We start from the raw sequence: 13,009 nt of genomic DNA, 5'->3' as shown, positions 1-13,009 counted from the left end.
GTGGGTCTTTTGGGCGCGGCGCGTCGTGTGGTGTGTGGCTGTCTGTAGGTTGGGGGGTGGGGGGGGGGGGCGGCCCCGGGCGGGGGGGCCCCCCCCCCCCACGGCTCGGGTTCCGCCGCCGGTCAGGGCACCCAGTGGTTGCCGGTCACCGTGATCATGACCTGGAGCTGGATGCTGGCCGAGTAGTAGCTGCTGGCGTCGATCGGGGTGCCGACCATCTTGTTCCAGAGCGCGTCGAGCCAGGCCTGGCTGCCGGAGTCCGTCATCGCCGCCACCGCGAACGGGGCGAAGAAGGCGGCCTCGCTGCCGCTGGAGATCTGCGTGCCGTTCAGCTTGTAGCCGATGGCGATCTTGCCGGGGTCGCCGCCGGTCTTGCTCTTGATCCAGGAGTTGAGCTTCCTGGCCGAGGCGAGCGACTTGGCGTCGCCGCTGGTCACGGCGTCGTCGGCGATGCGCCACGGGGTGCGGCAGGCGTTCCACCAGTACTGGCCGTCGTTCGGGTCCTCCAGCACCTGGCCGGGGGCCGGCTTGGCGGTGGTGTTGGTGTTGACCACGAAGTCCGGCAGCAGGCCGGTGGCGGAGGCGTAGTTGTTCTGCAGGGTGGTGATCAGGTTCTGGTGGGCGGTCCTGATCGTGTCCCAGGCGCTGTTGCCGGTCGCCTTCCTGAAGGCCCTGAAGTGGTCGACCATCCAGTCGGAGGTGCGGGTGATGTAGTAGTACTGGTCGCCCGAGCTGCTCCAGTCGCCCAGCTTGAGCAGGTTCGTGGACGGGTTGATCTCGTCCTTCTTGATGGCGTTGATGTGCTTGATCGCCAGGTCGAGGTAGTTGTACGTGCCCGCGCTGCCCCACTGCCGGTGGGCCAGGAGCAGGCCGTAGGCGACGTCCATGTCGCCGTCGGTGGCGCCGTCGCTGCCGTCGACGCTCTTGCAGGCGGTGTCCTGCTCGGCGGCCAGCAGGTCGGGGTTGATCGACGACGGGTGGGCGAGCATCCACTTGACCATGCCGTCGAAGATCTTCTTGGCGTCGGGGTCGGCCCCGGCCATGGTCGCCACGACCACCATGCCGTAGCCCTGGGCCTCGGCCACGTACGGGTGGTCGGCGTCCGGGGAGATGACCTCGTACCAGCCGTTCCCGCAGTTCTGCCGGACGAAGGCGGCCTTCCACTTCTTGTAGTAGTCGACCACCCGCGCGTCCAGCGTGGCCTGGTCGCCGGAGGGACGCAGCATGCCCGCCGCGTACGGGATGGTGTGGCTGCCGAAGGGCACCGCGGGGCCGCTCCCGCCACCGGGCTGGGTGGTCGCCGTGACGGCGCCGCCGGCCGCCGACTGGTTGCCCGCCGCGTCGCGCGCCTTGACCGTGTAGCTGTAGGCGGTGGCGGGGCTCAGGCCGGTGTCGGTGTACGTGGTGCCCGCCACGGTGGCCACCAGGGTCGAGCCCCGGTAGAGGAGGTAGCCGGTGACGCCCACGTCGTCGGTGGCGGCGTCCCAGGCCAGGGAGACGCTGGTGGAGGTGGTGCCGGTCGCGTGCAGGTTGCCCGGGACGGAGGGCGGGGTGGTGTCGGTTCCGCCGCCGCCGCTGCCGTAGACCTCCAGCTCATAGAGCGAGTAGCCGTACGCCGTGCCGCGGGCGGTGCCGTACATGCGCACGTACCGGCCGCTGCCGCTGACCGTCAGGTCGTCGGTCGCGCCGTTGCCGGAGGTGGTGGAGTAGACGTCGGTCCAGGTGGCGCCGTCCGGAGAGGTCTGGATCTTGTACGACTTGCCGTAGGCCGCCTCCCAGGTCAGCTTCACCCGGGAGACGTTGTACGTGTCGCCGAGGTCGACCCTGATCCATTCGGGGTCGTGGCCCTCGACGCTGGCCCAGCGGGTGGAGGCGTTGCCGTCCACCGCCTTGGCCGCCTCGAAGCCGCTGCCCTCGACCGAGGACGAGGTGACCGGCTTGCCGCCCGACAGGAGCGTGTCGGCGCTGGAACCGGCCGCGGCGGTGGCCGGCGGCGCCAGGGGCGCGGCCGTCATCAGGGCCGCGACCAGGGCCGTGACGAGCAGCGACGACCGCCGGGGGCGTCGCTCAGGAAGTCTGATCATGCGTTGATCCTTCGGATAGGGGGTGCCATGGGGCCATCCGCAGGTGGACCGTGATCGGTGACGGGCGTTAGGAAACTTTCCTAACCCTCACAGCGGACGGTAAACAAGAACACCCCCATCCGCAACCCTTCCCCCCAAACCAACCCGGCCGTTCACCTCCCCGACACGCACACACCACCAAAAACCCAGACAAACCCCACCCCTGGACGGGCCCGTCTTTCATGAGCCGCGACCGCGCACACGGAACCCCCGGACGGGCGGCGACCCCGATGTGGCCGTTCGGCGGTGCTCCGCCTCCGGGTATCCCCCCGCCGCGTCCACGAACACCTCCGCCCCCGGCCGAACAAGGGGCGGGCACGGTTCGCGGTGACAGTGGCCGGGCGGGACGCGCCCGGCGCCGCCCGGACGGCGGATGCGTCCGGGCGGCGGGTGGGGTCAGAGGCGGTCGAGGAGCTTGCGGAGCTGGGCCACCTCGGCCCGCTGCGTGCTCTCGATGGCCTTGGCCAGCTCCTTGGCCTGGGGGTTCACCCCGCTCGCCTGCTCGGTACGGGCCATCTCGATCGCACCCTCGTGATGGGCGATCATCTGCTCGGCGAAGAGCCGGTCGAAGGCGGCCCCCTTGGCCCCGTCGAGCTTCTTCATGTCCTCGGCGGACATGATCCCGGGCATGTCATGCCCCATGCCCCCGGCCGGGACGGGCTTGCCCCACTCGGCCAGCCAGCCCTTCATGGTCTGGATCTCCGGGTCCTGGGCGGCCTTGATGTCGGCCGCGAGCTTCTTGATCTCGGGGTCCTTCGCCCGCTCCGGAGCCAGGCCGGCCATCTCGACCGCCTGCTGGTGGTGCGGGATCATCATCTGGACGAACATGACGTCCGCGTCGTTGAACGACGGCTGCGACGGCGGCGCACTGGCGGTGACGGTGGCGCTGGCGGTCGTGGCCCCGGGCGCCGCCGTGGAGGCGGCGTCGTTCGCGCCGCACGCGGTGAGCAGGACGAGCGCGCCCGCGGCGGCGGCCAGGCCGATCTTACGGTTGGTGGACATGCTGATGTGCTCTCTCGTTCGCTGGAACTGCGGGTAGGCCGATGCGCGCGGATCGCCGTCGAGGGCGTCCGCGCGGATGACCGGCCTATATGCGCAGGATCGAGAGACGAGCCAGCCGCAGGGACGTCGGTCGCGGCGGCGGCCGGGCGACGGGCCGGAAGGCCGGGCCGGGACCGGCGCCGCCGACGGCCCGCCGCCGCACCCCGACCCACAGGGCCAGCAGCACCACGACGAGCAGCGAGGTCAGGACGGCCAGGCACACCCCGGCCGGATCGAGCCCCGGCATCTCGTGGCCGGGGGCGAGCCCCGCCAGGGCGGCGAGAGGTGCGGCGGGCAGCTCGTGGGCGACCGCCAGAACGGGCCGGGCGTTCGCCATGTCGTGCCGGGCGTTCACATGGCCGAGCGTGTGCATCCCGCACACGCCGAGGGCGAGGACGACGAGCAGGAACGCGCGCGCGCCCCGCCGCAGGATCCCCACCGGCCCTCCCCCGTCGCTCCGGCTCTTACGAACGTGCAGGATACGGGAGGCGCCCAACCCGGGCAACCTGGACCCGGTACGGGTATGCACCGGCTCTCTGCTCGGACCAGGAACGATCCGGGCGGCGGCAGCGCGTCAGAAGAACTGGCCGAGGCGGAACGGGCGTACCACGAGCGGGACCTCGGACCGGCTGATGACCTTGACCTTCCTGAGGCCGGTCAGCCAGTCGGCCGTCACCTTGACGCATTTCAGGCGCACCACGTGCTCCCCCGGGGGCGCGTACCGGGAGATGACGACGCCCTTCTTGCCGAACCCCATCCCGCCCAGCCCGACCCCCACCTCGCGGAAGATCCGCCACGACCCCTTGATCGGGAACGCCGTGGACCCGACGACGGCGTGGTTGGCCTGGGAAGGGCAGTGGATGAGCAGCCGGAGGGCGTCGTTCTGGTGCGGCGCCGCCGGCGAGACCCGGAAGGAGGTGAGCTTCTGCCAGGTCGTGTCCCCGTCCGGCCCGGTGTCCGCCGCGGCGAGGGCGGCGGGTCCCGCGACCGCGACCGTGACGGCGACCGCTGCCGCCCATGTGATCGACCGCATCGTTCCCCTCACACTGAGTGACCAGATGCTTCCCATTCTGGCCAGTTCGCCCCAGCGACGAAGGACGCCACGCCGCGCAGGCCGACGACGTGATCCCGATGGCGTACAAAGGAGGCGTGAACCGGCCGGAGGCACGCCTGATCGCCACGTTCGTCGTGATGGGGCTCGCGTTGAGCGGGACGTTCACCGCGCTGCTGCTGGAGGGCGCCGGCGACCGCGCCGCACCGCCCCTTCGCACGCCGCTCCCGGCGACGGCCGCCCCCTCCCCCGCCTACCTCGGCTCCATGCCCGCGCTGTCGGGCGTGGAGCTGGACGCGGCGAACGGGCGGCTCGCCGCGCTGGGGGTCACCGCGCGGGTGCGGCGGATCAACCCCGACGGCGGCCCGGAGACGGGCGCATGGGTGGTGACCGCCCAGGCGCCGGCCCCCGGCGCGCTGCTCACGATCACCATGCCGGTGTTCCTGTTCGTCGAGCCGCGCGACTGAGGCCCAGGCGCCCGCCCCCCGGACCGGCGGTCCGGGGGGCGGGCGGGGTCAGCCCTGGTGCAGGCGGGCGATGCCGCGTTCGATCGCCTCGATGATCCGCGGACGCAGCTCGGCGGCGCTGATGATCGCGTCGACCGAGCCCACCTCGACCGCGCGCTGGATGTTGTGCACCCGGTCGAACTCCGCGGCCACCTCGCCCAGCTTCTCCGCCCGTACGGCCGGCTGGACCTCGGCCAGGCGGGCGTTGAGCGCGGCCCGCTCGGCGCCGCTGGCCGCCGCGACCTGCCGCTGGAGCTCGCTCACGCGCGGGTCGGTCGCGGTGCGGTTGTTCACCTCGCCGGAGAACACCACCGCCGCGGCCGGGGCGCCGCCGAGCACCGAGGCGAACGAGCCCTCCAGCGCCAGCACCGTCATGTTCGGGTTGAGCGCCTTGGAGAACACCACGAACGCGCCGCCGTGGTAGCGGGAGATGACGCAGAACACGATCGGCCCGTCGAAGTTGACGATCGCCCGGCCGATCTCCGCGCCGTACTCGAGCTGGAGCTTGCGCATCGACTCGGGCGAGCCGTCGAAGCCGGACAGGTTCGCCAGCACCACCAGCGGCCGGTTGCCGGAGGCCGCGTTGATCGCCCGCGCGGTCTTCTTCGACGAGCGCGGGAACAGCGTGCCGGCCGTGTACGAGTCGGGCCCGTCGGCGGGCGGGAAGCCGCGCCGCGGCACCGGCCGTGACTCGATGCCGATCAGGCAGACCGGCCGGCCGCCGATGTGCACGTCCTGGACGGCCGAGGTGTCGGCGTCGGCCATGCCCGCCCAGCGTTCCAGCACCGGGTGGTCCTGGTCGGACAGGGCGCGCATCACGGTGCGGATGTCGAAGGGCTTCTTGCGGTCGGGGTTGTGCTCGGCGGAGAAGATCTGGCCGACGGTGGTGAAGTCGCTGCCCGCCACGGCGTGCGGGTAGTCGCGGACGTCCCGGTCGGCCGGGTCGGCGGTGGGCGCCCGCCGGGGGCCGCTCTCGCCGGGCACGACGTAGGTGTGGTCGTAGTGGGCCATCAGCACGTCGCGGGCGGCCGGCAGGTCGGGCGCCCAGTACTGGGCCTGGCCGTTGGGCCCCATGACGCGGTCGTAGCCGCCGATGCCGAAGTTGTCCTCGGCCGACACGCCGCCGGAGAAGTCGAGGGACTGCTTGCCGGTGAGCACCATCGCCGAGTCGGGGGTCATCACCAGGATGCCCTTGGTGTGCATGAGCATCGTCGCCTCGGCGTTCCAGTACGGCTGCGCCCCCACGGTGATCCCCGCGACCACGATGTTGATCTCGCCGCCGGCCTGGGTGAAGGTGACGATGCGCTTGAGCGCCGCCGCCACCCAGTCCATGTTCTCGGTGCCCGAGGTCATCGAGATCCGGGCGCCGGCCGACAGCGCGAACCATTCCAGGGGCACGCGCATGCGCTCGGCCAGGTCGAGCGCGGCGATCACCCGCGAGCACTCCGGCTCCGACAGCGCGCCCAGCGCCTTGGTCGGGTCGCCGAGCAGCACCACCCGGGTGACGCCTTCGGGGTGGCGGGCGGTCGGCGTGGTGACCACGCCGGCCACGATCGCCGCCGAGTTGTTGCCCTTGGGCCGCTCGACCGGGACGAGCACGCCGTCGGCGTCGAGGTCGTGCTCGACGAAGCGGCCCTGCGGGCCGGCGAGCAGGCCGGTCAGCTCGTAGGGGTAGGCGTTGCCGCGCCGGGCGGCGCGCAGCACCTTCTGGCGGTAGTCGTCGAGCGGCTGGACCGGCTCGTCGGACGGCTTGCCGACGTGCAGGCTGGCGCCGTGGCCGGGGCCGAGCGTGATGCGCACGGCGACCTCGCTCAGCTCGCCCGAGGGGGTGCGCTGGCGGGCCACGAACTGGACCTCCTCCAGCCCGGCGCCCGCGGTGGTCGGCAGGATGCGCTGGACCAGCATGTTGAGCTCGTCGGTGGTCAGCTCGGTGGAGGGCCAGACGTACATCATGATGCGGTTGGTGTCGAAGCGCTTGTTCTGGGGGCGCTGGGCCTGGATGTTGCGGATCGCGTCGAGGCCGGCGTTGAGTGCGTCCTCGACGGCGGGCAGCGCGACCAGGCGGCCGTCGGCCTCGCGCAGCGGCGTCAGGTCGCGGACCTGGCCCATGGCGATGAGCCGCTCGTCGGCCGGGTTGCTCTTGGCGACGGCCTTGAACAGGTAGAGCTCCTCGTCGACCGAGGGCAGCCGGGTGAGGTCGAACTCCTGGAGCCGGTGCAGTTGCAGGCGCTGGGCGATCTGCGGGTGCAGGCCGCGGATCAGGCGGTCCTCGGCGAAGCCGGCGCCGTCGGGGCGGAAGGTGAAGTGGTGGTGCATGACCGCGCCGCTGGTGCCCAAGACGGTGGTGGTGATCCGCCGTACGCCCGCGATCTGCGGGCGCTCGGCCAGGACCTGCCCGAGCCGTACGGCCATCTCCTCGGCGTCGGGCTGGTCGTCCCAGGTGAGGTAGAGGTCGGCGACGAGCCCGCGCCCGCCCACGCCCTCGGCCAGCGCGCCGACGGCGTCGACGGCGGCGGGCAGGGCGGCGATGTCGACGGCGGTGGTGACCAGGCGGGTCACGCCGCGCGGGCCGCTGTGCTCGGCGGTGACGAACCGGCAGCCGGCGCTGTCGCGGGTGGCGACCTGCGACAGCCCGCGGTTGCCGTAGTAGCGGCGGGTCAGGACCTCCAGCAGCGGCGCGAGGTCGCGTTCCGGCCGGCCGATGCGCTGGCCGAGCAGCCGGACGAGCGGCTCGGAGCTGGCCACCATGGCCTGGATGCGCTCGGCGCGGTCGGGCGCGTCGGGGTCGCGGTCGAGGTGACGCAGCTCGTCGCGGACGGCGGCGTAGACCTTGGCGCGGTTGCGGCGCAGCAGCGGCTGGGCGAACCAGCGGAACACGACGCCGCGGGCCAGGTCGGCGACCACGGGGAAGCGCACCTGCGTGGCCTCGACCAGGTGCTCCAGGGCGAGCCCGGCCCGCTCGCCGAGCGACTCGCGCGGCGGCGCGCCGGCCAGCCAGGTGCGCAGCAGCTCCGACACGACGGCGACGCCGGCGGTCATCCGCTGCTGGGCCAGGAAGATCCGGAAGACCGCGGCCTCCAGCTCGGGGGTGCGGTCGAGCTCCTCGACGCCGTAGTGCCTGAGCATGCGGCGCAGCTTGGCCTGGAACGCCTCGGGCAGGCCGGCGCGCTCGACGTCGAGGCTCTGCAGGTAGCTGTGGAAGTACTCGCGCGGGCTGTGCACCGGGCTGCCCGGCTCGACGTCGAGCTCGCCGCCCGGCTTGTTGCGGCTCAGCTCGGACAGGTCGGCGAAGACGGTGAGCAGGTCGAGCTCGCCCTCGATCACGCGGTCGTCGAGCTCGGCCCGCGCGGCCAGGTAGCCCGACACCATGCGGGTGCGCTCGTGGCGGTCGGCGTCGAAGCCGAGCAGCAGCTCGCGCAGGTCCTGGACGCCGCGCTCGGCCCGTTCGGCGGCCGAGGCCCGCGGCGGGGCGGCGGGCAGGTCGATCGCGGGGGCGCCGGTCGCGGCGGCGGACTGCTCGGCCTCGGCGCCGGCAAGGGGCTCCAGGCGCATCAGCGGCGCGCCGGCCTCGACCTGGCTGCCGACCGAGACGCCGCACTCGCGGACGCGGGCGCGGAACGGCGCGCGCAGCACCGTCTCCATCTTCATGCTCTCCAGCACCAGGATCGGCGCGCCCGCCTCGACCTCGTCGCCGGCCGACAGGGGCGTCGCCACCACCAGCGCGGGCGCGGGCGAGCGGACGACGCCGCCCTCGTCGCGGCTGATGCGGTGGGTGACGCCGTCGACCTCGACCAGGTGGATCGGGCCGTGGGTGGCCGACATCAGGCGGAAGCGGCGGCCGTTGACGGTGATGCGGCCGCTGTGCTCGTCGAAGCGGTCGATCTCGACGTCGAGCGGGTGGGAGAGGTCGCCGTCGGAGATGCCGACGCGGAAGCGCCGCTGCCCGGCCCTGGCCACCGTGAGCCGGTAGCCGGCGCCGCGGAGCTTGAGTGTCAGCGGGCGGCCGGTCTCGTGCTGCACCTGCGGGCGTCCGCCGTGGGCCGTGGCCAGCAGCCGGTTGCGGCTGACCTCCTCCTCGTCCTGGTACGCCTCGATCGCGGCGGCGGCCAGGGCGACCGCGGAGTGGCGGTGGCTGACCAGGCGGCCCTCGGCGCGCACCCGGTCGATCCAGCCGGTGTCGGCGACGGCGTCGACGACCTCGGGCTGGTCGAGCAGGTCGAGCACGAAGCTCTTGTTGGTGGCGCCGCCCTCGATGATCACGGTGGTGGCGGCCATCGCGCGGCGCAGGCGGGCCAGGGCCTGCTCGCGGTCGCGGCCGTAGGCGATGATCTTGGCGATCATCGAGTCGAAGTCGGCGGGGATGGTGTCGCCCTCGCTGACGCCGGTGTCGACGCGGATGCCGGGCCCGGCGGGCAGCACCAGGCGGGCGATGCGGCCCGGCGCGGGGGCGAAGTCGCGGTCGGGGTCCTCGGCGTTGAGCCGGGCCTCCACGGCGTGGCCGCTCTCGGCCGGGCGGGGGCCGTCGAGGCGGCCGCCGGCGGCGACGTGCAGCTGCAGCCGGACCAGGTCGGTGCCGGTGGTCAGCTCGGTGATCGGGTGCTCGACCTGGAGCCGGGTGTTGACCTCCAGGAAGGCGAACATCTTGTCGCCCGGGTGGTAGAGGAACTCGACGGTGCAGGCGCCGCGGTAGCCGACGGCCACGGCGAGCCGCGCGGCCGACGCCTTCAGCTCGTCGGCCTGGTCGCCGGTCAGGACCGGGGAGGCGGACTCCTCGATGATCTTCTGGTTGCGCCGCTGCACCGAGCAGTCGCGCACGCCCAGCGCCCACGCGGTGCCCTGGCCGTCGGCGATGACCTGCACCTCGACGTGGCGGGCGCCGGTGACCAGGCGCTCCAGGAAGACCACGCCCGAGCCGAACGCGCGCTCGGCCTCCTGGCTGGTGCGCTCGTAGGCGTCGGCCAGCTCGTCGGCCGAGGCGACCATGCGGATGCCGCGCCCGCCGCCGCCGGCGGTCGCCTTGAGCATCAGCGGGTAGCCGATCTCGTCGCCGGCGCGCAGGGCGTCGGCGAGCGTGGCCACCTCGCCGCGGCTCCACGGCGCGACCGGGACGCCGACCTCCTCGGCGATGAGCTTGGCGCCGATCTTGTCACCGAGCCGGCGCATCGCCTCCGCGCTCGGCCCGACGAAGGTGACGCCGATCTTCTCGCACAGCTCGGCGAAGGCCGGGTCTTCGGCGACGAACCCCCAGCCGACCCACGCGGCGTCGGCCCCGGTCTCGATCAGCGCCCGCTCCAGCACGGCGTGGTCGAGGTACGGGCGCGCCGAGGCGGGCCCCAGCGGGTAGGCGACGTCCGCCTCGCGGACGAAGGTCGCGTCGCGGTCGGCGTCGGTGTAGAGCGCGATCGTCTCGATCCGCTTGCCGGTCTCCGCCGAAAGATCCCGGACGGCGTGGATGAGCCGCATCGCGGCCTCTCCGCGGTTGACGATGGCGACACGATTGAACACCGGTTGAGCCTCCCACGTACCCCGTACAAGTAGGCGAAGTCCGGGGGGTGTCCCGGAGCCTCGCCTGTCACTGTCTCTACCGTGCTCGATCACCGCCGCGTGTACCAATGTCCGCATAGTGCACGCCTGGGCTCCTGCTTTGTGCGGATCCCACAAAAACAGACCCCGCCACAGGGTTCGAGCGCCGGTTCCCGTGGCAGCCTGCCACAAGCCGTCACGGTACCGACGACTGTACCGGCGACCCGGGTCGCGCCTGCGCAGCCCTCGCCCGCCGAGCCGCTGCCCCAGGACGGAACGTCCGTGAATGTGGCAGAGTGCGGGCAACTACAAGATCGAAAGGTGCGTGCCTTGGCCGTCCCCCTCGCCGCCTCCCTCGCCGCCCTGACGCTGGCCTCCTCGCTCACCTCACCCGCCGCAGCCCTGCCCGCCGCAGCCCTGACCGCAGCGCTGCCCGCCTGCCCCCTGATCTTCGGGCACGGCGGCTACCCGACCGGCGCCAACGCCTGGGAGCGGGACCAGGTGCGCCAGCCCAACAACCCCACCGCGGTGAAGCGCTACAAGGGCTGGGGCGCCTCCGGCGTCGAGGCCGACCTCCAGCTCACCAAGGACGGCACCAAGGCCGTCATGTGGCACAACACCTCGACCTGGGGCCTGTCGGGCACGAAGAAGAACATCACCGAGATCTGGTGGGCGGCGGGCGACACCGCGCTCAAGGGCCGGACCATCGTGCGCGGCCTGTTCAAGGGCGAGACCGTCTACACCTTCCGCGAGTGGCTGGCCGCGATGAGGTCGGCCGGCATGATCGGGCTGGTCGAGATCAAGCCCGAGGCCCGCCAGTCGCTGCTCAGCTCGAACGCCACCGTCAAGGCGCAGGCGTGGAACGAGGTGCTCGGGCCGGTCAAGGAGAACTACCGGTCGCAGGAGATCATCCTGTACTCCCACGACAGCGCGATCGCCGCCGAGCTCAGGAGCCGCGTGACCGCCGCGGGCCTGAGCCAGGTGCTGACCGGCGGCCCGATCTGGCCGGAGGTGACCAAGTGGGAGGAGCCGCCGCCCTCCTGGACCCTGAACGAGAACGCCTGGAAGTCGGCGCTGGCCGGCGGGGCCAAGCGGGTGGCCACCGACTACACGCCGGAGTTCAGCGCGTGGCTGAAGGGCAGGTGCCAGTGACCGCGTCCTGAGGACGCGGGCGTCGTCGCCGATGGTGACGACCTCGCCCTGGGCCGGCCCGCCCGGCGGCCGGAGCCCGTCGCTAGCGCGGCTGGGCGTCCGGGGCGGGGGCGGGCAGCGGGAGGCGCAGGGCGAAGCAGGGGCCGTCCGGGGTGTCCTCGATCTCCAGGTCGCCCTGGTGGGCGCGGGCGATGGCGCGGGAGATGGCCAGGCCGAGCCCGCTGCCCTGGGGGTCGCGACGGCGTCCCTCCGACAGGCGGACGAAGGGGTCGAACACCCGCTCGCGGTCGTCGGGCGCGACGCCCGCGCCGTCGTCGCGGACCGAGACCACCGCCTGGCCGTCGCGGCGCTCCACCCGGACCTCGACCACCGTACGGGTGTGCCGCTGGGCGTTGACCAGCAGGTTCGTCAGCACCTCGCCGAGCTGGACGCGGTTGCCGAGCACCTGGAGGTCCTCCTCGACGTGCACGCGGATCAGCAGCCCCGCCCGCCGGCTCGCGACCTCCTCCCGGACCAGCTCGCCGAGCCGCACCGGCTCCCGGTCGTGCGGGGAGGCCGTGCGGACGCGGGCCAGCAGCAACATCTCCTCGATGATCGCCTGGAACCGGTCGGCGGTGGACAGGGCGTCGCGCAGGGCGGCGCGGGCGTCCACGTCGGGGTAGGTCAGGGCCTCCTCCAGCCGGGCGCGCAGGCCGGTCAGCGGCGTGCGCAGCTCGTGGGAGACCATGGAGGAGAAGTTGCGCTGCTGCTCGACCGCCTCCTCCAGGCGGGCCAGCGTCCTGTTGGCGGTGCGCGCGAGCTCGGCGACCGCGTCGCCGCCGGGCGGCTCGGGCACCCGCTTGCTCAGGTCGGTGACGGTGATCTCGGCCATCCTGGCCCGCATCGCCTCGACCGGCCGCAGCGTACGCCCGATCAGGAACGCGGCGATCCAGGTCAGCGACGCGCTGACGGCCAGGCCGCCGGCGACGATGATCAGCTCCAGGCGGTGGGTGGACAGCAGCGGCGGCTCCACCCGGGCGGCGTAGACGACGTGGGACGCGCCGTGCCACAGGAGCCGCTCCTCCTGCGGCGAGGGCCGGGTGGCGGTGAACATCAGGCACTCGCCCCCGTGGCAGGCCACGCCGTGCCGGATGCGGTCGTCGGAGGGCGGCCAGAGCGTGCTGACGGGCGGCCTGCCCAGTGCGGCGCGGTTGGCGGCGACCACCTGGCCGCGGGCGTCCACGAGCTGGAGGAGGTCGACGTACGACGTGGTGACCGGGGGCGGGAAGGTGGTGCCCATCGAGCCGATCCACTCGGTGGTGGCCCGCTGGGTGTCGGCGAAGACGTCCTGCCGCATCCTGTCGCGGATCAGCAGGTCGAGGGCGACGCCGATCGCCGCGCAGACGATGAGCGACAACACGGCGGTCGCCAGGATGAGACGCGCCTGGACCGAGAGCCGAAGCGGCCGCAGGGCCCCCACCCCCTCCCCGGTCTCGCCCGGGACTCCTGCCGCCCACATGCTCTCAACCCGGCTCTCATGGCACGCCCAAGGAGCGGCAATGGCCGCGTCGGCGGCGATACGCGGTTCAGCAATTGATCCCACAATGGCCACGCATATACACGATGAGCTGATT

At 72.9% G+C, this 13,009-nt stretch carries 8 protein-coding genes; 2 read left to right on the top strand and 6 right to left on the bottom strand.

The genetic code is table 11. From position 1 onward, the window contains the following. Nucleotides 1-122: 122 nt before the first annotated feature. The 4 genes from ACIBQ8_RS34915 to ACIBQ8_RS34900 all read right to left on the bottom strand — a co-directional run bounded on the left by ACIBQ8_RS34915 (nucleotide 123) and on the right by ACIBQ8_RS34900 (nucleotide 4,197). The gene (locus ACIBQ8_RS34915; protein ID WP_397194101.1) at nucleotides 123-2,084 is read right to left on the bottom strand and encodes a glycosyl hydrolase family 8; all 1,962 of its coding nucleotides are present in this window, start codon (nucleotides 2,082-2,084) and stop codon (nucleotides 123-125) included. Between the two features lie 435 nt (nucleotides 2,085-2,519). Beyond that, nucleotides 2,520-3,125, bottom strand: coding sequence for a DUF305 domain-containing protein (locus tag ACIBQ8_RS34910; RefSeq protein ID WP_397194100.1), 606 nt, complete (start codon nucleotides 3,123-3,125; stop codon nucleotides 2,520-2,522). An 85-nt stretch (nucleotides 3,126-3,210) separates the two neighbouring features. Then, entirely contained in the window at nucleotides 3,211-3,603 is a 393-nt protein-coding gene (locus tag ACIBQ8_RS34905; protein WP_397179008.1) for a hypothetical protein, read from the bottom strand. Nucleotides 3,604-3,738: 135 nt separating this feature from the next. After that, a complete protein-coding gene (locus ACIBQ8_RS34900; RefSeq protein WP_397179007.1) occupies nucleotides 3,739-4,197 on the bottom strand; it encodes a hypothetical protein in 459 nt (152 codons plus the stop codon). A 116-nt stretch (nucleotides 4,198-4,313) separates the two neighbouring features. Here ACIBQ8_RS34900 and ACIBQ8_RS34895 point away from each other — a divergent pair, with 116 nt between their 5' ends. Further along, nucleotides 4,314-4,682, top strand: coding sequence for a hypothetical protein (locus tag ACIBQ8_RS34895; protein WP_397194099.1), 369 nt, complete (start codon nucleotides 4,314-4,316; stop codon nucleotides 4,680-4,682). A gap of 48 nt (nucleotides 4,683-4,730) precedes the next feature. On the opposite strand, the gene ACIBQ8_RS34890 is transcribed toward ACIBQ8_RS34895, so the two are convergent. After that, the gene (locus tag ACIBQ8_RS34890; RefSeq protein ID WP_397194098.1) at nucleotides 4,731-10,226 is read right to left on the bottom strand and encodes a carboxyl transferase domain-containing protein; all 5,496 of its coding nucleotides are present in this window, start codon (nucleotides 10,224-10,226) and stop codon (nucleotides 4,731-4,733) included. A gap of 348 nt (nucleotides 10,227-10,574) precedes the next feature. On the opposite strand from ACIBQ8_RS34890, the gene ACIBQ8_RS34885 reads away from it, so the two are divergent. Next, nucleotides 10,575-11,396 carry a glycerophosphodiester phosphodiesterase family protein gene (locus ACIBQ8_RS34885; RefSeq protein ID WP_397179004.1) on the top strand — a complete coding sequence of 274 codons (822 nt, stop codon included), beginning with the start codon at nucleotides 10,575-10,577 and terminating at the stop codon, nucleotides 11,394-11,396. An 82-nt stretch (nucleotides 11,397-11,478) separates the two neighbouring features. Here ACIBQ8_RS34885 and ACIBQ8_RS34880 read toward each other — a convergent pair whose 3' ends face one another. Continuing rightward, the gene (locus ACIBQ8_RS34880; RefSeq protein ID WP_397179003.1) at nucleotides 11,479-12,894 is read right to left on the bottom strand and encodes a sensor histidine kinase; all 1,416 of its coding nucleotides are present in this window, start codon (nucleotides 12,892-12,894) and stop codon (nucleotides 11,479-11,481) included. Between the last annotated feature and the right edge of the window lie 115 nt (nucleotides 12,895-13,009).

This window comes from Nonomuraea sp. NPDC049646 (assembly GCF_044465525.1).
Classification (GTDB): domain Bacteria; phylum Actinomycetota; class Actinomycetes; order Streptosporangiales; family Streptosporangiaceae; genus Nonomuraea.
The sequence above is the reverse complement of the archived record's forward strand: the minus strand, read 5'-3'. Positions and strand labels throughout refer to the sequence as shown.

Bases quoted from the DNA above. Each gene is read 5' to 3' on its own strand.
- ACIBQ8_RS34915 (WP_397194101.1), bottom strand. From the start codon at position 2,084: ATGATCAGACTTCCTGAGCGACGCCCCCGGCGGTCGTCGCTGCTCGTC.
- ACIBQ8_RS34910 (WP_397194100.1), bottom strand. From the start codon at position 3,125: ATGTCCACCAACCGTAAGATCGGCCTGGCCGCCGCCGCGGGCGCGCTC.
- ACIBQ8_RS34900 (WP_397179007.1), bottom strand. From the start codon at position 4,197: ATGCGGTCGATCACATGGGCGGCAGCGGTCGCCGTCACGGTCGCGGTC.
- ACIBQ8_RS34880 (WP_397179003.1), bottom strand. From the start codon at position 12,894: ATGTGGGCGGCAGGAGTCCCGGGCGAGACCGGGGAGGGGGTGGGGGCC.